Annotated in this window: 17 protein-coding genes; 7 read left to right on the forward strand and 10 right to left on the reverse strand. The window is 48.8% G+C overall.

Annotated features, from left to right (window positions below):
* The first annotated feature begins 85 nt into the window (after window positions 1-85).
* Window positions 86-1,381: a stalk domain-containing protein gene (locus ACO9K6_RS09540; RefSeq protein WP_424767329.1), complete on the forward strand. Its 1,296-nt coding sequence runs from the start codon at window positions 86-88 to the stop codon at window positions 1,379-1,381.
* A 9-nt stretch (window positions 1,382-1,390) separates the two neighbouring features.
* Here ACO9K6_RS09540 and kapB read toward each other — a convergent pair whose 3' ends face one another.
* On the reverse strand, window positions 1,391-1,789 hold the full coding sequence (gene kapB, locus ACO9K6_RS09545) for a kinase-associated lipoprotein KapB (RefSeq protein ID WP_424767330.1): 399 nt from the start codon (window positions 1,787-1,789) through the stop codon (window positions 1,391-1,393).
* A 200-nt stretch (window positions 1,790-1,989) separates the two neighbouring features.
* Between kapB and ACO9K6_RS09550 the strand changes: the two genes are divergently transcribed.
* The 3 genes from ACO9K6_RS09550 (at window position 1,990) to ACO9K6_RS09560 (ending at window position 5,461) form a co-directional block, all read left to right on the forward strand.
* Window positions 1,990-3,105: an MGDG synthase family glycosyltransferase gene (locus tag ACO9K6_RS09550; protein ID WP_424767331.1), complete on the forward strand. Its 1,116-nt coding sequence runs from the start codon at window positions 1,990-1,992 to the stop codon at window positions 3,103-3,105.
* 97 nt (window positions 3,106-3,202) lie between these two features.
* Complete coding sequence (locus tag ACO9K6_RS09555; protein ID WP_424767332.1) at window positions 3,203-4,618, forward strand: NAD-dependent malic enzyme; 1,416 nt, start codon at window positions 3,203-3,205, stop codon at window positions 4,616-4,618.
* 219 nt (window positions 4,619-4,837) lie between these two features.
* Window positions 4,838-5,461 carry a YqaA family protein gene (locus tag ACO9K6_RS09560; RefSeq protein WP_424767333.1) on the forward strand — a complete coding sequence of 208 codons (624 nt, stop codon included), beginning with the start codon at window positions 4,838-4,840 and terminating at the stop codon, window positions 5,459-5,461.
* 126 nt (window positions 5,462-5,587) lie between these two features.
* Here the strand turns inward: ACO9K6_RS09560 and ACO9K6_RS09565 are convergent, their stop codons facing one another.
* Together ACO9K6_RS09565 and ACO9K6_RS09570 are read right to left on the reverse strand one after the other, a co-directional pair.
* Complete coding sequence (locus tag ACO9K6_RS09565) at window positions 5,588-6,493, reverse strand: cation diffusion facilitator family transporter (RefSeq protein WP_424767471.1); 906 nt, start codon at window positions 6,491-6,493, stop codon at window positions 5,588-5,590.
* A gap of 272 nt (window positions 6,494-6,765) precedes the next feature.
* Window positions 6,766-7,770: an ABC transporter substrate-binding protein gene (locus tag ACO9K6_RS09570; RefSeq protein ID WP_424767334.1), complete on the reverse strand. Its 1,005-nt coding sequence runs from the start codon at window positions 7,768-7,770 to the stop codon at window positions 6,766-6,768.
* Between the two features lie 228 nt (window positions 7,771-7,998).
* Here ACO9K6_RS09570 and ACO9K6_RS09575 point away from each other — a divergent pair, with 228 nt between their 5' ends.
* From ACO9K6_RS09575 to ACO9K6_RS09585, 3 genes are read left to right on the forward strand one after another with little or no spacing between them, the layout of a single operon-like run.
* Window positions 7,999-9,006 (forward strand): FecCD family ABC transporter permease, encoded by a 1,008-nt coding sequence (locus tag ACO9K6_RS09575; protein WP_424767335.1) that lies wholly within the window; start codon window positions 7,999-8,001, stop codon window positions 9,004-9,006.
* A 1-nt stretch (window position 9,007) separates the two neighbouring features.
* Window positions 9,008-10,054, forward strand: a complete 1,047-nt coding sequence (locus ACO9K6_RS09580) for a FecCD family ABC transporter permease (RefSeq protein WP_424767336.1) — start codon at window positions 9,008-9,010, stop codon at window positions 10,052-10,054.
* Between the two features lie 54 nt (window positions 10,055-10,108).
* Window positions 10,109-10,924 carry an ABC transporter ATP-binding protein gene (locus ACO9K6_RS09585; RefSeq protein ID WP_424767337.1) on the forward strand — a complete coding sequence of 272 codons (816 nt, stop codon included), beginning with the start codon at window positions 10,109-10,111 and terminating at the stop codon, window positions 10,922-10,924.
* Between the two features lie 58 nt (window positions 10,925-10,982).
* On the opposite strand, the gene ACO9K6_RS09590 is transcribed toward ACO9K6_RS09585, so the two are convergent.
* The 7 genes from ACO9K6_RS09590 to ACO9K6_RS09620 form a co-directional block, all read right to left on the reverse strand.
* Entirely contained in the window at window positions 10,983-12,653 is a 1,671-nt protein-coding gene (locus ACO9K6_RS09590) for a glycoside hydrolase family 13 protein (RefSeq protein WP_424767338.1), read from the reverse strand.
* Between the two features lie 108 nt (window positions 12,654-12,761).
* The gene (locus ACO9K6_RS09595) at window positions 12,762-13,853 is read right to left on the reverse strand and encodes a carbohydrate ABC transporter permease (protein ID WP_424767339.1); all 1,092 of its coding nucleotides are present in this window, start codon (window positions 13,851-13,853) and stop codon (window positions 12,762-12,764) included.
* Window positions 13,854-14,936: a carbohydrate ABC transporter permease gene (locus ACO9K6_RS09600; RefSeq protein ID WP_424767340.1), complete on the reverse strand. Its 1,083-nt coding sequence runs from the start codon at window positions 14,934-14,936 to the stop codon at window positions 13,854-13,856.
* 165 nt (window positions 14,937-15,101) lie between these two features.
* On the reverse strand, window positions 15,102-16,502 hold the full coding sequence (locus ACO9K6_RS09605) for an ABC transporter substrate-binding protein (protein ID WP_424767341.1): 1,401 nt from the start codon (window positions 16,500-16,502) through the stop codon (window positions 15,102-15,104).
* 241 nt (window positions 16,503-16,743) lie between these two features.
* Window positions 16,744-17,748, reverse strand: a complete 1,005-nt coding sequence (locus ACO9K6_RS09610) for a LacI family DNA-binding transcriptional regulator (RefSeq protein ID WP_424767342.1) — start codon at window positions 17,746-17,748, stop codon at window positions 16,744-16,746.
* A 195-nt stretch (window positions 17,749-17,943) separates the two neighbouring features.
* The gene (locus tag ACO9K6_RS09615; RefSeq protein ID WP_424767343.1) at window positions 17,944-19,563 is read right to left on the reverse strand and encodes an ABC-F family ATP-binding cassette domain-containing protein; all 1,620 of its coding nucleotides are present in this window, start codon (window positions 19,561-19,563) and stop codon (window positions 17,944-17,946) included.
* A 185-nt stretch (window positions 19,564-19,748) separates the two neighbouring features.
* The gene (locus tag ACO9K6_RS09620; protein ID WP_424767344.1) at window positions 19,749-20,816 is read right to left on the reverse strand and encodes a Gfo/Idh/MocA family protein; all 1,068 of its coding nucleotides are present in this window, start codon (window positions 20,814-20,816) and stop codon (window positions 19,749-19,751) included.
* Window positions 20,817-20,929 lie beyond the last annotated feature (113 nt).

The following is a 20,929-nucleotide window of genomic DNA, read 5'->3' on the forward strand; positions in this document are numbered from 1 at the left end:
GCTCAGCTTCCGTATTTCGGAAAAATATGAGCAAAGCATACGCTGCTTGTATTTCCTTACATATTATCAGAAGGAAGTGAGACTGTTGCATAGTAAGTTTAGGAAAGTGCTGCATCGCACAGCTGCGGTTGCCGTGGCCGCCATATGCTTGATTAGCTCGACCGCATATGCTGCTGGCGCAGATGAGAAAACTCCGACGCGCAGCGGCTACAGCATCGTAGCCGTTGGTGATTCTGTAACAGCGGGCTATGAGTATGGCTTTACCGAGCAATCTGTCCCCTATGGGTTTGTTGAGCATGTTTACGAGCAGGCACTCTTCCGCGGACTTCGGGCGGAATATACAAATTATGGTGTGCTCGGCTTACGGACAAACGGCTTGAAGCGTCTGCTCGAAGCAGTTCAGAATCAAGTCGCCGTAACTGGACCTGATATTCAAAGCAGCCTTCCTGATCCTAGGGCAGAGCAGATTTTTGCGAAGACCGGACAGCTGCGCAGCGCGCTAACCAAGGCAGACTTGGTTGTGATGACGATTGGCGGGAACGATATGTACGCCGTGCTTGCGAAATTAGACGGGGGCGGCACGCAGGAGGAAGCGGCTGAGGTGCTCGAACAGACGCTCGATAGCTATGAGAAGGACTTTGAAGCGGCACTCGGGACGCTGCTTGAGCTTCAGCCAAATGCGCGTATTGTTGTTGCGGATCAGTACTTGCCTATTCCCCCTCCGATTAAAGTAGGAGCATTAACTATTCCATTATATCCCGAGACTAACCGCTTGTTCCTAATCGAGAGTCTGAAGCAGCTTCGCCAACGGCTTGATGAGATTACCGCACGTTTTACGAAGGAAGGCTTCAATATAGGGATAGCTAATGTAGCTCGATCATTCACAGGAAATGAGCTGAGCTACACCTCCATCGCCGATGGAGATATCCATCCGAGCAGCGCAGGCTATGCCGCGATGGGGAAAGCATTTACGAGAACGATCTGGGGCGAATATCGGACCGTTAGTCCAAGAGGGAATGGCGTTCCTGTTTCAGTAGTCGTGAAGGGAAAGGAGCTTATTAGCGCTAACAAACCGCTTCTTGTTCAGAATCGCACCTATGTGCCGCTTCGCGATATCGTCAATGCACTAGGCGTCACAACCAATTGGAACGCAGCCACACGAACTGCGGCTATCGAAGTCCAGGGACGTACCGTCCATATAACGGTGGGCGTTTCCTCTATTCGCGTAAATGGCGTATCGGCGGCGATGAACGGAGAACCTGCCTTTCTTCACCCGAGCGGCAAAACAAGTACGCTGTATGTCCCGCTTGCCGCTTTGTCGGAAGGTCTCCAGTTCCAGGTCGTTTATCGTTCTACAATAAAAACCGTCTTCATTAATTAATTATTTTTTCTATTTTTTGTATTCCTGCTTAAGCTGCTGCAGCTGTTCGAGTCCCATAGCGGCCCAGCGCTGCAGTCGGTCCAGCGCGATGATTTCCGCTTCTGCAGCAGCTATGAGCGATTCTTTATAATCGGGAATACTGCCCGTAAACCTTGTCACATCACGAAGCAGAACGGTTGTTTTCTCGGTATAGCTGAGCGCGCGCCGCTCATGGAACATCGGAACATCCGGATTGTAGGGATTGTGCAAATCGCCCTGCTCCGGATGCTTCAGCACAGCAAGCACTTTCACAAGTGCGCGTGGACCGTTTATTTCTACAAGCTCACCTACATATTGACCGGAGCGAACCTCCGCTCTAACGTATTCTCCTGGCTGAAACTGCTGATTAGCACTATTATTTTGCTGCATTACGCTTCATCCTCACTTTAAATTTATTTTCCATGTAAAATTCATGTAAATATAGTTGACTCTAGGGATTCCAGTCCTGATTATAAATATATCACGATTCAAGAATAATGGAACCGCAGTAGGATTGGCAACCCTGTCCGATAAAGCTTGTATTCGCTCTGTTTGCATCGTAATATGGTATTAGAAAAGTAGGTGGAGAAATGCGTAAGAAAAGAGTGCTTCTGCTCTCTGAAGGCTTCGGTTCCGGTCATACACAGGCTGCCTATGCGCTTGCTGTCGGACTTAAGCAGCTTTGTCCGGATATTCAGACCCGCGTCATCGAGCTTGGTAAATTTCTAAACCCGGTACTTGGTCCATGGATCGTATCCGCATACCGCAAAACGGTAAGCAAGCAACCAAAGATGGTTGGAATGATGTACCGCAGCAATTATAAAAAATCACTAAACCGCTTCATGCAGCTTGCGCTTCACCGCATGTTTTATACGCAAACCTCACAGGTTATTTCCCAGCTTAAACCTGAGGTCATCGTATGTACCCATCCCGTTCCGAACGCTGTTGTAGCCCGTCTCAAGCGTCTTGGGCTCGACATGCAGCTCTATACGCTCATTACCGATTATGACGCGCATGGTTCATGGGTCAACAAAGAGGTTAATAAATATTTAGTATCTACCGAGCTGGTGAAAAGCCGACTGATGGAAAAGGGTGTGACTGCAGATCGGATCGAGGTAACAGGAATCCCTGTACATCCAAACTTCTGGCATACATATGATAAAGAAGAAATCAGGCAGCAATTTGAACTAAAGGATATGCCTACCGTGCTGATCATGGGCGGCGGCTGGGGCATTATGTATGAGGATAATGCACTTGAATATATGACAAAGTGGCGTGAGAGCACACAGCTCATCTACTGTGTCGGCTCCAATGAGAAGATGAAAGAGAAAATGCTGGACGATCCGCTCTTCCAGCACCCGAACATCCGGATTCTCAGCTTCACCCGCGAGGTGAACAAGCTTATGGACGTCTCCGATTTATTGGTGACAAAGCCCGGCGGAATGACCTGCACGGAAGGAATGAGCAAAGGAATTCCGATGCTGTTCTACGAGCCGATTCCTGGTCAAGAGGAAGAGAATTGCGAATACTTTATAAGCAACGGCTTTGGCGAAATGCTCGATTCGAACGATACCGTAGATCGTTGGTTTTCGCTTATTCACGAGCCCGATGCCTCAGGTCATTTCCGGGATCATCTGCTGACCAAGCGCAACCAGCACTATGACCCGATGAATTGTCCTAATGCCGTCCTGCGATTAATGCAGTGACGGTTTTTTTAATCGAAAAGACGAATGAAGCATAGAATGAAGCATAAATTGTATACTCTTATCCGCATAGTAATAAAGATGAAGGGAGCTGTTTATGATGAGTTCAAATTTAGCCGACGGAAAAACGATTATTATAAGGCTGGAGATAGATACACAGCTCGCTCAATTCGGACGGGCGGCAACAGCGATCGAGCAAGCAAAGGGCGATATTATCGCCATGGATGTTATACATACGGACAAAAATAAAAGTATTCGCGATCTCACTGTCAAAATTTCCGAGCAAGGGGCAGCCGATCGTCTCACAAATGCGCTCAAATCGCTGCCCGGCATCCGTCTTCTTCATATTTCCGATCGGACCTTCCTGCTTCATCTCGGTGGCAAAATCTCAATTCAACCGAAAACGCCCATTCAGAACCGAGATGATCTTTCCCGCGTATATACGCCAGAGGTAGCAAGGGTATGCCAAGCCATTCACGAGGACCCCTCCAAGGCTTATACCCTTACGATCAAAAGAAATATGGTCGCCGTCATCTCGGACGGCAGTGCCGTTTTGGGACTTGGCAATATCGGACCCTATGCCGCTATGCCGGTTATGGAAGGCAAGGCGATGCTGTTCAAGCAATTCGCGGATGTGGATGCATTCCCGATATGTCTCGATACACAGGATACCGAGCAAATCATTGCTTCTATTAAACATTTGGCGCCCGCCTTCGGCGGCATCAATCTTGAGGATATTTCATCGCCGCGCTGCTTTGAAATTGAAGAGCGGCTTCGTGCCGAGCTTGATATTCCAGTCTTCCATGATGATCAGCACGGAACAGCCGTCGTGCTGTACGCTGGTCTTCTCAATGCGCTTAAGTTGACCGGTCGAAGCCTGCAAGAGGCGAACATCGTCATTTGCGGGATTGGCGCAGCGGGAACGGCCTGCACCAAAATGCTGCTTGCTGGCGGGGCGAAGCATATTATTGGCGTAGATCGCGATGGTATATTAACAGCTGACCGCAGCTATGACAATTCGATATGGCAATGGTATGCGGAGCATACGAATCCACAGCGCCGCAGCGGCAGCCTTGCTGATGCGCTTGTCGGTGCGGACGTATTCATCGGCGTCTCCGCAGGTGGGATTCTTACCCGTGCTCATATTGAGGCTATGGCGAAGGATCCAATCGTGTTCGCGATGGCCAATCCCGAGCCGGAGATCAGACCGGAGCTCGCAGAGGACATTGTAGCTGTGTTCGCCACGGGCCGATCAGACTACCCGAATCAAATTAATAATGTACTGTGCTTTCCGGGCATATTCCGCGGCGCTCTCGACAGCCGCGCGACGACGATTAACGAGGAGATGAAGCTCGCGGCCGCGGAAGCAATCGCATCGGTCATCAGCGATGACGAGCTTGACCGCATGTACATCGTTCCGAGCGTCTTCAACGGGCGCATCGTGGAGGAGGTTCGCCGACGCGTCATCCAAGCCGCGCAGAAGAGCGGCGTATCTCGGCGCCAAATACGGGAGTAGGCACCACATTCATATAACATTCGCCAGATCGCTTCGCTTTTCCAAAAAAGACATGACACCTATCAGCTTCTCCGCCGTATGAAATGTGATATAATAAAACACGAATCATCATAGCGTGTTCAGTGCGGAACAGAGCAGGATAGCATGTAGATTGTCGCTTGATTTAGCACATTAAGCAGGCTTTATGTGCAGGTTAGCTGATGGAAAAGGAGCCTGGTAATGTTTCAAGATGTTGTAGATTTTTTAAAAGACTTCGGACCGCTGGGGCTATTTATTCATTCTTTTCTCGATGCTGTCATATTCCCGGTGCCGGCTTTCTTCCTTCAAGTATCGTTAAGCATACTTAATCCTTCAACAGCATTATGGCTGGCTACGGTTGGTTATATCGGGTGTCTTATAGGGACGCCCGTCGGATACTATTTAGGCAAGATTATGGGAAAATCCGTTCTCTACAAATTTCTGAAGAAGGAATGGATTGACGCTGCGACAGATAAATTTCAGAAAAATGGCGAAACCGCTATTCTCATCGGCTCATTCACCCCTATCCCCTTTAAAGTATTTACGATTTTATCCGGTGTCCTAAACTTTCCCTTATGGCGATTAATTGGATATGCTGCTTTGGGGCGCGCTGTAAAGTTTTATGTGGTCGGCCTTTTGTTTTATTACTACGGCCGAGCGGCAGAGAGCATGGTGAAGGATGTGTCCCTTTACATATTCATCGGTGCAGTTCCCATCATTGTCGTATACCTGCTGCTGCGCAAGAGATACCGCAAGAAAAAGGAATTAGCTGCCCAGCTGGCAAAGCTGCAGCAGCAAGAGGATACGCTGCAAATAAATTCATAACATAATAAATAATAAAAGCCGATCTGGAATCCAGATCGGCTTTTATTATTTATACCCGTAGCCGCTGGATAAGAAGCCATACTCCCGTGCTTGCCCATGCATCTGCTGCTGATGATCACGCCGCTGCTAGCGCTTCTCCAAGGCAATCGATGAGCTGCTTTCCAAAGACTCCTCAGGCTCGACATGAACGTGCACGCTCATAATATTATGCTTGCGGCCCATGCGATTCTCAATGGCGTCGCAGATTTCGTGACTTTCGATTAGCGTCAGCTCAGGATCCACCTGTATAATCACATCAACGAGCACATGACTGCCATGCACGCGTGCTTTAATATCCTTGATCGTTTTGACGCCCCTAGTCTTCGCAATTGTCGAACGCAGCGTTGACAGCTCATTCTCGTCAAAGCCGTCCGTCAATGCATGGGTGGAGCTATAAAAGATGTCCCAGGCCGTTTTGCAAATAATTACCCCAACGGCAAGCGCAGCCACAGGATCAAGCCAAGGAAGGCCAAATTGCGCCCCTATAATTCCAATCGCTGCTCCCGTACTCACAAGAGCATCTGATAAATTATCCTTTGAAGCGGCAAGCAGTGCTTGATTGTTAATGCGGATCGCAAGTCTGCGGTTGTACATATAAACGCCGGCCATACAGGCAGCAGCGAATAACGCAATCCATGCGGACGTTAAATTCGGGACAGGATGATCACCTGCAAACAACGATTTACCGGCGCTTATAAGCACCTGAATACCCACTGTCGCCATAATGAAGGAAGCGATAAGCGCTGCAATCGTCTCCGCGCGAAAATGGCCGTACGGATGATCCTTATCCGGCGGCTTCTGGGAAATGCGCAGACCGATCAACACAGCGACGGAGGCCACAATATCCGTCAAATTATTAAAGCCGTCCGCGATAAGCGCCCCTGACACAAACCAGTAGCCTGCTGCCAGCTTTAACGCCGATAATGCCAGATAGGCCACGATGCTTACCCAGGCGCCCTTTTCACCCTGTTTAATGTCATCATATTGATTCAGTTTCAATGCCCTCCTAAACCTAATGCTCTTCTTTTTCTATTCCTTAAAATAACCTAACGGTATCATACTCGACCGAGCCTGTGTGGGTCTAGAGAAACAGTGTTGATCAAGTGCGTACATTTATGCACTCATGCAACAATCGATATGAATCGAAAGCCTGTTTTTGTGAGGGTATCTTACTATTTTACGTTAATTGCAGTCGAATCATTCTTGTTCATCACAGCAAAAAAACGCCTGTATGAAGCACATACAAGCGTTTTACAACCAGCAGCTTATTTAATTTCGTAGATCGCGTAAAGCTCATCCAGCATCAGGTTAGCAGCAAGTACACCGCCGGCCGTATTCCAGATCGCATCATCTACTCTTATCGCTTTATTGTTTTTTACAACGTTAAGACTTTGCCATAGCGGGTCATTGAGCATTTCTTTTTCCATCTCAGTTCCCTTGCCATCGCCAGTCTCATATGTGAAGTAGAAGAGCATATCTGCGTCTACCTCCGGCAAACGCTCCTTTGTAATTTCTTCAACGAAAGTATCCGTATACTTTTGGTTATCGGGACGTGTAATGCCCATCTTCGAAAATGCGATTCCTGTGAAGGTGTCCTCTAAGTAAATGCGAGTTTTGCCAGCCATAAAACGAACGACTGAAACCTTTTGATTCAACTTATCTCCCGCTTTAGCTTTAAAGTCCGCCGTACGGCTGTCGTAATCCGAAATGATTTTGTCTCCCTCGGCTTTTTTGCCGACCGCATCCGCATACAGCTTAAAGTTAGACTGCCATTCTCCTCGAAGCGTCTCAGAAAATACAGTCGGTGCAATCGCTTTGAGCTGCTCGTACACTTTTTCCTGGCGCAATTTATTACCAATAATAAGATCCGGCTTCAGGCTTGCGATCAGCTCCATATTCGGCTGACTCTCATCGCCAACTACTGTAACGCCTTCCATATCCGATTGAATATGCTCGTACCAAGGATCGCCTGTCCACGATTTCACAGCGCCTACCGGTTTAATTCCTAACGCAAGCAGCGCTTCCGTTCCTTCATTCGTCAGTACGACTATACGCTCCGGATTCCCTGCAATCTCAGTCTCTCCCATTGCATGTGTAATCTTACGCGCTTCCTCCGTCTTGGTCCCGCCTGATTCACCGGAATTCGTCGTATTGGCATTTGTGCTGCTATTGTTTGAACCAGCTTCGCCGCATCCCGATACGATTACGGCAAGCGCAAGCAGAACTGCAGAAGCCGTCCAAGTAAATTTTTGTTTGAATACATGTAGCATTGTGCATAACTCCCCTTTTCATTGAAAACAATTATCATTATCACTACAAAAGAAACTATAACAGGAGCATAAATCAAAGTCAATCACTTAGTGATAATGATTTTCAAGATCATTGACACCATAGGTACGATCGCCTAAAATATTTTAGTAGCAAGATAGGCTTCAAAGATCAGAAGCTACAGAGCTGAGAGCGTACGCTGTTTACGCCTGCTGCGGAAAGAGGATTTTATGGAGGCTTTATTAACAACACGTGCCCAGAAAGTTACAGGATTGCTTATCGGAATTAGTCTGGTTGTTATCGGAATCATTTGCAGCATCGTATTCGGGGTGACGAATATCAGCTGGAAGACCATCGTTGAATCGTACACCGCATTCAATGGGACACAGGAGCATCTTATCATTCAAACGGCAAGAATGCCGCGTGCGCTGATCGCTTCCGCAGTCGGAGCTAGCTTAGCTGTTGCTGGCGCACTGATGCAGGGGATCACCCGTAACCAAATCGCTTCACCGAGCATCTTCGGCATCAATGCAGGCGCCGCTTTCTTCATTGTCGCGGGCTCTGCCTTCTTCGGAGCAAGCGGCCTTTCAACGTTTGCAACACTCGCCTTTGTCGGTGCGGCATTCACCGCAACGCTTGTATATGTGCTGGGCTCAATCGGCAATGACGGCCTTACTCCACTAAAGATTACACTCGCCGGAGCTGCTTTAACAGCCTTTTTCTCCTCTCTATCTTTAGGCATTCTGCTCACAGGGGGCCAAACGTTCGATCAAGTATTGTATTGGTTCGTCGGCTCGGTTGCAGGACGGGATATAAGCATATTTAAGGCTGCCGCACCTTACATGGGGATCGGTCTAGCAGCCGCAATCGTGCTGGGAAGACATATGAATGTGCTGGCGCTCGGCGAAGATGTGGCCGTTGGACTTGGTCAGAAAACGGTATATCTGAAACTAGCAGCCGGAATCATCATCGTTTTACTTGCGGGCGGATCCGTCTCCATGGCTGGCCCTATCGCTTTCGTAGGGATAATCGTACCTCATCTGATCCGTTATTTGATCGGTATAGATTATCGTTGGCTCATCCCCTATTGTGCGTTATATGGCAGTATCCTCCTTCTGGCTGCCGATATCGGTTCACGATATATTTCATTTCCAAAAGAAATTCCAGTCGGGGTTATGACGGCGATCATCGGCGTCCCTTTCTTCGTATACATCGCTAGAAGAGGGGGGCATGATTAAGATGAATAACTGGATTACACTCCGAAGCCGCAGGCTTTCGTTTCAATTAAACCGCCGAACCATACTGATGATCATCCTTTTGCTCATCGCGAATGCGGCCGCAGCCGTCATTTGCGTTGGCCTAGGCAGTAAAATGATGAGCCCATTCGCTGTCATACGCACTTTTTTTGGAACCGGCGACTCGGCAGACGCCATTATAATATTTTCGCTTCGGATGCCGCGTGTTGTCATTGCGATTATGATAGGCTCAGCGCTCGCTGTCTCTGGCGCATTGCTGCAAGGTATTGTGCGCAATCCATTGACATCACCGGACATTATCGGTATATCGGGCGGAGCTTCCCTCGGTACGGTCGTGTTCATCTTGTATTTCTCGCACGTGAGCATCCGCTTTATGCCGCTTAGCGCTATCGCTGGAGCATTTGGCGCCGCTTTTTTTATTTATTTATTCGCATACCGGCGCGGCATAACGCCTCTCCGCCTTGTGCTTGTCGGCATCGGCATAGCTACAGCATTAACAGCCGTTACCTACATGCTTATCCTTTCGGCTTCATTTACACCGACTGCGGTTGCGGTCAAAGCGTTCACCTTCATGACAGGCAGCATTTACGGCGTCTCCTGGGATCGGGACGTGTTGACTTTATTGCCTTGGATCTTAGTGCTAATGCCGGTTGCCTTTATCTATGCCAGACATTTGAACGTGCAGGAGCTGGGAGATGAGATTGCAACTAGCGTCGGCAGCGCTGTTCAAGTTAAGCGAACGATATTGCTACTAATCAGCGTAGCCCTTGCTGGAGCGGCAGTAGCCATTGGCGGCGCAATTAACTTTATTGGTTTAATGGCCCCGCACATTGCACGTAAGCTTGTCGGTCCCGCGTATGGAGGTGTAATTCCCGTCTCCGCATTAATCGGCTCGCTCGTGCTGCTGCTCTCGGACCTCGTTGCTAGAGTAGCGTTTGTGCCGCTTGATATACCAGCAGGCGTATTTACCGCCGCAATCGGAGCGCCTTTCTTTATCTACTTGCTTTACCGCCATCGCAACGGGTCTTAACCGACTCCCGACAACTGACTAAGCATTCAATATTTTAAAAAGGGAGTGGTCCGCGTGACCTCCATTCAAGCTCAAAATCTTACTTTATCATACGGACAGAAGGCAATTTTCTCGAACCTCGATATCCTTGTGCCTCCGCGAAAAATCACTGTATTTATCGGCAGTAACGGCTGCGGCAAATCGACGCTTCTGCGCTCGCTAGCCCGCCTGTTAAAGCCTCAGGTTGGAACGATTTTATTGGATGGCAGTGAAATTGCCAAGCTTTCGAGCAAGGAAATAGCCAGACGGCTTGCCATTTTGCCGCAAGGTCCGGTCGCTCCGGAAGGGTTGACCGTGCATCAGCTGGTCAAGCAAGGCCGCTATCCTTACCAAAGCTGGCTCCAGCAATGGTCGCACGAAGATGAGAAGATGGTGCAGAAGGCATTGCAAGTGACACATATGGACGAGCTCTCATCCCGTACGATTGACTCGCTTTCCGGCGGGCAGCGGCAACGTGCATGGATTGCCATGACGCTCGCTCAGAACACCCCGACGATTTTGCTGGATGAGCCTACAACATACCTGGATATGACGCATCAGATTGAGATTCTCGACTTGCTGTTCGACTTAAACGAGCAGGAGAAGCGCACCATTGTGATGGTACTCCATGATATTAATCTCGCCTGCCGCTATGCGCATCATATTGTAGCGGTTAAGGATGGTCATATTTACGCGCAAGGCACACCGGAAACGATGATGACCAAAGAGCTCATTCACGATGTGTTCGACATGGAATGCCAAATGACTGTCGATCCCATATTCGGTACCCCAATGTGCATTCCGTATGGCAAAGGCCGCAAGCTCCCGCTAACGGCAGTAAATCAACGATGAACAAAAAAGCCGACTTCTGATGGAAGTCGGTCTCTTTATTCTTCATCCTTAAATGAGGTTACTTGACCTCATAAATACGCGCCTCATAGGGCTTTAACTCCATCGTTCGTCCGCCGTCCCAAAGCTCAGCAGCATCGGTATCGTTTCCTAGAACAAGTCGCAGCTTCAACTGCCCGCTGCCAAAGCAGCTTTCGGGAAAAGTAAATGTCTTCGCATTCTCCCCATGATTGAGCATTACGATCCATTCTATTCCCTCATATTCTCGCACATAGACGTAAAAATGCTCATCATCCCCGCTAATGTCAGTGAAGTTACCATAGACCATCACCGGATGAAGCTTACGCAGCTTAATGAGCTTTCGGTAGAACGCCAGCACCGAATGCGGGTCCTTCTCCGCCTGCTCCACATTAATATCCCGATAATTCGGATTCACCTTAATCCATGGATCCGCGCTGCCAAAACCTGCATTCAGCCCGTCATTCCAATGCATCGGCGATCTTGAATTATCACGGCTAAGCGGCTTCAGAGTACGGAACACAGCGGCAGGATCCTTGCCTTTGCCTACCTCCTCCGCATATTTATTCAGCATCGCAATATCCTGATAATCGCCAATCGTTTCATAGTTAACGCCAGTCATCCCGATCTCTTCGCCTTGGTAAATATACGGAATGCCCGGCAGTGTATGGATCATAACAGCCAGCAGTTTTGCAGATTGTTCCCGATATTCCTTGTCGTTGCCGTAACGGGATACCTGTCTTGTATGATCGTGATTGTTCAGAAATTGTGAGTTAAAGCCGCGGCCTTCAAGCGCTTCCGCCCACTGGCGTTGAATTCGCTTGAATCTCAGCATGTCCCACTCCGGCATTTCATCCGCTACCTCGAAGTGGAACAACGTATTCAGCTCCCCGCGCTGTTCGTCTACGAATAAAACGCCGGTTTCCGGCGTGGCAAACGCAATTTCACCGACCGTCATCAGATCATAATGACGGAAAACCTCTCGATTCATTTCCTGCAAATAATCATGCAGCCCCGGATTATGCGTCAAATAACGAATATCATGAGGATCAGGCGCATCGATGTACTTGTCCGGCTTCGCCAGCAGCGCTAGCGCGTCCAATCTAAGCCCGTCTACCCCCTTGTCGAGCCAAAAGCGCAGCATTTTATAAATTTCCTCGCGCATCTCAGCATTTGCCCAATTCAGATCAGGCTGCTCAATGGCGAAGGAATGCATATAATATTGACCAGTCGCCTCATCAAGCTCCCAACAGGAAGGGTTGAAATAGGAACGCCAATTCGTAGGAGGCTTCAACTTTCCGCTCCCATCGTCTTTGCCGTCCTGCCAAATATACCAATCCCGCTTTGGATTGCTTCGCGAAGAACGCGACTCGACAAACCATGGATGCTGATTGGAGGTATGGTTAACGACAACATCCATCATCAGCTTCATGCCCCTGGCATGCGTCTCAGCGAGCAGCCGGTCAAAATCTGCCATTGTGCCCGCCTTCTTCATCACAGCATAATAATCAGCTACATCATAACCGTTATCCTTATCCGGGGATTCATTAAACGGGTTGATCCACACCATCGTTACGCCGAGGGACTGAATGTAATCCAGCTTATCGATAACGCCTTGCAAATCCCCGATTCCATCTCCATTTGTATCCTTGAAGCTGCGCCAATACACCTGATACACAACCGATTCCTTCCACCAAGCCGGTTTAACCAGCATACTTCTCACTCCTCTAGCTTTTTTTAAAATACTGCAATAAACACAAATGGCGCGCGGTCGGACATGTTGCCCAACCGCCGCGCCATCTGATAAATCACTTCTTCCGCGTTACCCCTTAACCGAGCCGCCAAGCATGCCGCGAACGAAATATCTTTGTAGCGCGAAAAATACGGTCAGCGGCATGAGCATCGACACAAATGCTGCTGCGGTGAGCAAATGCCAGTCATTCCCGCGTGAGCCGACCAGATTCGCGATATTCATGGACAGAACCTGGACCTCCGGCTGACTGCCGAGGAAAATGAGCGAGACCAGATAGTCATTCCATACCCACAGAAATTGAAAAATACTAATCGACGCGAGCGCCGGCACAGACAACGGCAGGATCAGCCTGCTGAAAATCGTAAAGTTGGTCGCACCATCGATAAATGCCGACTCGAACAGATCCTTCGGAAGCTGACTGATCGAGGTATACATGAAATAAGTAATGAGCGGCAAGCCGAATGCGGTATGGGCCAGCCATATCCCGAAATAGGTGCCATTCAAGCCTAAAGACGTGTAGTCACGCAAAATCGGAATAAGCGCGACCTGAAGCGGAACAACAAGCAAGGCAATTACAATGACAAACAATGTCTTTCGCCCCGGAAAACGAAGCCATGCAAAAGCGTAAGCTGCGAAGGAAGCAATAAAAATTGGAATCACTGTAGCAGGGACCGTCACCGCAATGGTATTCCAAAACGACTGCGACATGCCGCTGCCCTTCTCCGTCTTCGTTGTGCCGTCAGGCATGGTGATCGAATAAGTTTTCCCGCCAAGTACGGCCTCGTAGTTCTGAGTAGTGAAGCTTGAATTGAACGTCCAATCTTTCTCTTGGACATTCACAAGCCGGGCGCGTCGGTTTTCCCAGATGAGACGTTCCCCGTCTAGTTCAACGCCCTCGCGCAGCTGATCATCCGTTAGCGTTACGCCATTCACGACAATCGGCTGCCTTAGATCCGTATCATTAGGAAGCTGAAGCTGCTCTGTCGTCTGCCAATCGCGATGAGGAATGATTTTCCACCAGCCAGTTGATAAAATATCTGCCGCCGGACGGAACGAGGACACTAGCAAACCAAGCGTCGGGATCGTCCAAATGAGACAGATGATCGCAAGCACAGTGTTAACAATCCATTTTGACTTGCGAATACCTTTTTTACTACGCATTTAGAATCCCCCCTGTTTGCGGAATTGACGCAGGTTGATGATGATGACCGGGATGACCGCAATGAGCAGCACTATCGCCAAAGTCGAGCCATAGCCTGTATTTTGATACATAAAGAGCTGTCTGTAGAATTGTGTTGCTACAACATCCGTTTCGTACTGCCCGCCAGTCATAATCATGACGACGTCGAAAATTTTCAGTGTAAACACGATAATCGTAGTCGTAACCGAAAGCAGCGTTCCCATAATGTAAGGAATCATAATTTTAAAGAAAATACGCACCTCGCCGGCTCCGTCTACCCGAGCGGCCTCTAGGATATCCTCCGGAATGCTCTTAATCGCTGCTGAGAAAATAACCATTGCAAAGCCAGTCTGCATCCAAATGAGTATTACAATTAGGAATAGATTATTCCATGGCTGTATCATACTGAGCCATGCCTGAGGCTCTCCTCCAAGCGATACGACGATCGCATTCAGCAGACCGATTTGCTCAGTTCCCGGCTGGTAGTAATAAATAAATTTCCAGATGACGCCTGCAGCGACAAATGAAATTGCCATCGGCATGAAGATGAGCCCCTTGGCCAGCTTCTCAAAGCTGCTGCGATCGGCCAGAATGGCAATAAGAAGACCAAGACTTACGCAGGCAAGCGTTCCGAAAAATACCCACAGCAGGTTATTCCGCAGCGCCATGACGAGCAGCCGGTCAGTAAATACAGCCATGTAGTTGGCTAAACCAACGAAATTTACAGAGCTGGCATCGAAAAAGCTTAAATACAGTGTCCGAAGAGTTGGCATGACGAGCAGCCAGCCAAGCAGCAGCACCGCCGGCCCGACAAATACAAAAGGCAATATTCTCCGCTTCCATTGATCTGGATATTGCTCGACTACCCAGTTTAGCGTGTAATAAATCGAGTAAATGCCTAATGCGCCCCACAAAACCGCCAGCACTGCCTTCACAATAGGATGCATATCCGCATCGCGGAAAAATAAAAATATGCCCCAGTGAACGGCAATATTCAAGGCCGGCACCAGCACCGATATCAACAGTAGACGCAGAGCATTGCCTTTCCTCGCTTGTAGTTCCATCACAGTTCCTCCCTAAAGGTTTGCGCAGCAAACCTACTTCGTAAGCATTCACTTAGGTTTGCGCAGCAAACCTACTTCGTAAACAGATACCTTTTTTCTGAAACTCAGAGGGACGGCAGCCTTGCGGCCGCCAGTCCCTCCTGTTTGCTTTCAGTTCTTACCTTGTTATTTCCAACCGGCTTGAATTTCTTTCAATGCTGTATCCAAATCAACTGTGCCGCTGATGTAATCCGTCATACCCTTCCAGAATGTTCCAGCTCCAACGGAGCCTGGCATCAGATCGGAGCCGTCAAAACGAATCGTATCTGCGGTTTGAACAAATTCCGCCATACGGCGCTCTTGATCATTAGGGTACCAGGATGGATCTGCATCATTCATCGGCGCCGTAACGCCGCCTGTTTGGATCCACGATTTCAGCGATTCGCCTGTCGTGAAAAATTCCATAACCGCGCGGACCTCTGGGCGATCATTGAACATCGCGTAAATATCGCCAGAAATAAGTGCTGGCTGACCGTACTGCTCGTCAATTGGAGGCAATGGGAACCAGTCATAGTCTTCTGATGTCAGTCCCTCTGGGAAAAAGCTTGTAATAAAGCCGGCTTGACGGTGCAGCCAAGCTTTCGGAGGGCTGTCGAACAGCGGCTTAACCGCATCTCCGAATGAGGTTGTCGCAATCGATTTGCGTCCGCCGTAAACGTAATCCTCATTGAACCATATCTCGGACATTTTCTCCGCTGCATTTTTTACGATTGGATCTGTGAAAGGAAGCTCGCCGGATACCCATTTATCGTAGTTTTCAGGCGATGTCGTACGAAGCATAATATCTTCCATCCAGTCGGTTGCAGGCCAGCCGGTAGCTGTTCCGCTCTCAATGCCGATGCTCCAAGCCGGATCGCCGTCCTGAGCAATTTGATCCGTCAAAGCCATAAGCTCCGTCCAAGTTTTTGGCACGGTATAGCCTGCCGTTTCAAATTCCTTTTTGTTATACCAAACCAAGCTCTTCACACTGCTTCGCGCCCATACGCCTGCCATAACATCGCCGTTAGGACCCGGCATCGTACCCATGTCCAGCCAGCTTTGGTTATATTGCTTTTTCAAATATTCATCGCTCAAGAACGATTTTACATCAATAACTTTGCCGCCCTGCACGAAGCCTTTAAGTAGGCCAGGCTGAGGAAAGTCAGCGATGTCCGGCGCATTGCCGCCGTTAACACGGACCGAAATTGTCGCTTCGAACTCCTTAGAGCCCTCATACGCAATATCGATTCCCGATTGTTCCTCGAAAGCCTTAATACTCTCGTTAAATTTCACCTCGTCCGCATCCGTGAACGGACCGAACATTGTAACTTTTGTACCTTTGAAATCACCATTCATAGCTTGTGCCAGCGCGGAAGCCGCATCGCCTCCTGCATTATTTCCACCCTCTGCTGGTTGACTCACATCCGGCGAAGGTTCATTCGTTGGCGCATTTTTATTATTGTTGCCTCCGCATGCAGTAATGACCATGACAAAGGTGAGCATTAAAATAAAGGCAGACAATACTTTCTTTGTTTTTTTGGTATGCACAGACCTCATCCTTTCGATTTTAAAATATAGAAGCTGCTGTCGTCGTCCTAACCTACCCTTTGTACGTGTTGCTCGTCTTTTCAATGCTATTAATTTGTAGACACCACCACCTTTAAAATGCCAATGTTGGAACTTTTTATGCCTCAACTCATGAATCGTAATTGGTCATTCGAAGTAACCGTTTTCATTGTCATGAAAAGCTTTTCAGTTTTTCTGTTAAGAGACACGCACCTTCCTGGTATTAATAAGGCTTTGTAGACTCTCTCACGATTAGCTGATGCGGCAGCTTCTCTCTCATCACTTCCACCTTGCCAGTCGTTATCAGCTCATAAAGCTTCTGAACCGAGCGATATCCAATATCGTAGGTGGGCTGATCGATGGTTGTAAGCTTAGGGATAAACATATGGGCCATTCGAATATTATCAAAGCCAATGACGGATATATGCTCAGGAACCAACCTGCCATGCTCTCGCAAATAAGAAATGGTCCCCATTGCAAATTCGTCAGAGGCTGCAAACACAGCTGTAAGGTCTGGACAGCGGGCTAACAGCAAAGCAGCCGCATGATAAGCATGCTCGAATCGATGCTCAGCATATTCCACACATGTCAATGTCGCATCTAGACCGAACTCTCGAAGCGCACGGCTAAAGCCATCAAAGCGCGGTTTACCTGATATCGTGTCGCCTATAGGAAAGCTTATCATACCGATTTGGCGATGACCAGCTTCAATTAAGTACTTTACAGCTTCATAAGCCGCAAGCTCATCATCGATATCAACGGAAGGAATATTATATTCCGGCGCATTGGTCGATGCGAGGACAAAGGGAAGCCGATATCGCTGCATTTCCTCGTAATATTCTGTATGCAAGGAATCGCTCGTGAATATGATGCCGTCAACCTGCTTCTCAAAAAAGCTTTGTACATAAGCAATCGTCCGTTCCTTATCGCGATCGGTATTGCAAATCATGAGACTGTAATCCAGTCCAACGACAGCATCCTGCATGCCGCGAATCAGACCGGCATAATAAGGATTCTCGATGTCCGGAATCATCACGCCAAGCGTACCTGACTTCTTGTAGATCAAGCCTCTCGCAAAACCATTCGGCTGGTATTGCAGCGCATCAATCGCCTCCAGCACCTTGATACGCTTCTCCTGGGCAACTGTCTCAGGCGCATTCATGACCCGGGATACGGTGCTGATCGATACGTTAGCATATTTGGCGACATCACGTATAGTGGCTTTCATGGTAGCACGCCTTTCTTCTGCTTGAAATCGAAACTTCTGAAAAGCTTTTCAGAAAACCTTTTCAACGATAGTATAACGCCTTTCTTTTCGTTGCGCAACCCATTTTTAACATAATTCCAAAATGATTTTTAGATGTAAAAAGAGCACCTGTCAGCAAGCAAAACCCCGCAGACAGATGCTCTTACAATATGCAGATTAAACAGCGTACATACGCTCGCGAAGCGCTTTTACTTCATCGCTTTCAAGGTATTCGTCATATGTCATCATCCGGTCAATGACGCCGTTCGGCGTAATTTCAATGATGCGATTAGCAACGGTCTGGACAAACTGATGGTCATGCGAAGTGAATAAAATCGTGCAGTCGGTATCCGTTAGACCATTGTTCAATGCCGTGATAGACTCCAGGTCCAAGTGGTTCGTCGGTTCATCCAGGATGAACACGTTCGCGCCTTCAAGCATCATCTTCGAAAGCATGCATCGTACCTTCTCGCCACCGGACAATACGCTAGCCTTTTTCATGGCATCGTCACCCGAGAAGAGCATACGGCCCAGGAATCCGCGAATAAAGGTTTCGTCCGGATCCTTCGAATATTGACGCAGCCATTCTACAAGGTTCAACTCAACGCCATCGAAATAAGCCGAGTTGTCTTTCGGGAAGTATGCGCGGGTAGTCGTAACGCCCCATGAGTAGCTGCCCGCATCCGGCTCAAGCTCTCCGGCAATCAGTTGGAAAAACACTGTTTTTGGCAAGCCGTTCGGACCTACGAAAGCAACCTTATCACCTTTGTTAATCGCGATTGTCAGGTTGTCGATGATCTTCTCGCCGTCGATTGTTTTCGTCAAGCCATCAATAAGCAGCAGCTGCTTGCCCGCCTCACGCTCACCCTTAAACAGGATAAACGGATATTTGCGGTTAGACGGACGAATGTCGTCAAGCGTGATTTTATCAAGAAGCTTCTGTCGCGAGGTCGCCTGCTTCGCCTTCGATTTATTGGCGCTGAAGCGTTGAATAAACGCTTGAAGCTCCTTCATCTTATCTTCCTTCTTCTTGTTCTCGCCGCGCTGCAGCTGCAAAGCCAGCTGACTCGACTCGTACCAGAAATCATAGTTGCCGACATACATTCGGATTTTACCAAAGTCGATATCCGCAATGTGCGTACATACGGTGTTCAGGAAGTGACGGTCATGGCTGACCACGATAACTGTTCCCTGATAGCCCGCAAGAAAATCCTCCAGCCAGCGAATCGATTCAATGTCCAAATGGTTGGTAGGCTCATCGAGCAGAAGAATGTTCGGCGAGCCGAACAACGCTTGCGCAAGCAGGACGCGAACCTTCTCATTGCCATCAAGCTCTGCCATTTTCTTGTCATGCTTATCCGGCGTTATGCCCAGGCCGTTCAGCATCTCAGCCGCTTCGGATTCGGCTTCCCAGCCGTTCATGTCTGCGAATTCCGCCTCAAGCTCACCCGCGCGCATACCGTCTTCATCAGTAAAGTCGGCCTTTGCGTAGAGCGCATCCTTCTCCTTCATGACTTCATAAAGCTTCTTGTGACCCATCATAACCGTCTCAAGCACATTAAATTCATCGTATTCGTAATGGTTCTGCTTCAATACCGCGAGACGCTCGCCTGGCGTGATATGAACATCACCCTGCGATTGCTCAACCTCGCCGGACAATATTTTCAAAAAGGTAGATTTGCCTGCGCCGTTCGCGCCGATCAAACCATAGCAGTTGCCTGGCGTAAATTTAATGTTTACATCTTCAAATAGCGCCCGTTTTCCGTAACGGAGCGTTATACCGCTCGTACTAATCATTCGTTATATCCCGTCCTTCACTACAAAATCGCATAATCTCGACTATTATACCATAGTATGCGCCGAAACCGAACCTTCTTTTGATTCGAACAGCCCCAAATAAAAAGCCACCTCGTGCGTGATCGATGTTAAGTCATCGCATGCGCATAAAAGGCGGCTCGTTAATTATAATTGAATTAAAGTCCTTAATCCCAGTTCAGCTTCACTTCGTTGCCGGTGCGGGAGGATTCGTAGATCGCATCAAGGATCCGGTTATTTGTGTAGCCTGACAGCGCCGAGGTGATCGGCTGCTTGCCTTCGCGGATGCACTCCACGAAATGACTGCTCATCAGAATCCGCTCCTCTTCACCCTCAAGCGGCGCAATATCGGTCTCAACGACCGCATCATCCGTATGCGTCACATACTTGCCGTTATTGCCCACAATCGCAAGACCGCCGTGTGTCCCCATCAAATGAATGAACGGGTCCTCTGGCATAAACGCGGAATGCGCCGCCCAGCTTACTTCAAGCGATAAAGTTGCGCCGTTATCCAGCTTAATCAAGGCGGAAGCGAGATCTTCTACGTCAAAATAGCCATCCCAGTTCGGCGTTCCCCAGGTGCCGATGCCTTGCCGCTGCGGACCGAACTCCGCATAGGTTGAGCCGTAAACCGAAATCGGCTTCGGGTTGCCCATCAAATATAGTGAAAGATCAAGCATATGAACGCCGATATCAATAAGCGGCCCACCTCCTGCTTGATCCTTGCGCGTAAACCATGAGCCCCAGCCAGGTATGCCCTTCTTGCGGAACCAGCCTGCTTTGGCATTATATATTTTGCCAACGCTGCCGTTATCGATATGCTGCTTCAGTGCGCGGCTTAATCCAGTCCAGCGCATTTGATGCGACATCATCAATATTTTGCCCGATTTCTCTGCTTCCTCTACAATCGTCCGCGCTGTTTCAGAATCGATTGCCATCGGCTTCTCCAGCAGCACATGCTTGTCCTGCTTCAGAGCTGCGATCGCAAGCGCGGCATGAAATTGGTTAGGCACGCCGATGACGACCGCATCGATGGTCGGATCATCGAGCAGCGCCTGCGGATTCGCATGAACAGTCTCAATTCCATGCTCCTGTGCGCGCTGCTCGGCAAGCGGCAGGAATACATCGGCAACAGCAGCCACATCGATGCCTTCTACTTTATTGAAGGTCTCCATGTGCACATTGCCGATCGCACCTGCTCCTATAATGCCAAGACGTATATTAGTCTGACTCATTTTGCACTTCCCCCTTAACGGTTAGCTAGCTAATTGGTCATTTGTCTAGCCCAGTATACCGTTTGTGGCACCCTGCCGTCATTGTGCGTTTTTGGCGCTCTCTTGTCCTCGTT

This window comes from Paenibacillus praedii (genome assembly GCF_049725345.1).
Lineage (GTDB): Bacteria > Bacillota > Bacilli > Paenibacillales > Paenibacillaceae > Pristimantibacillus.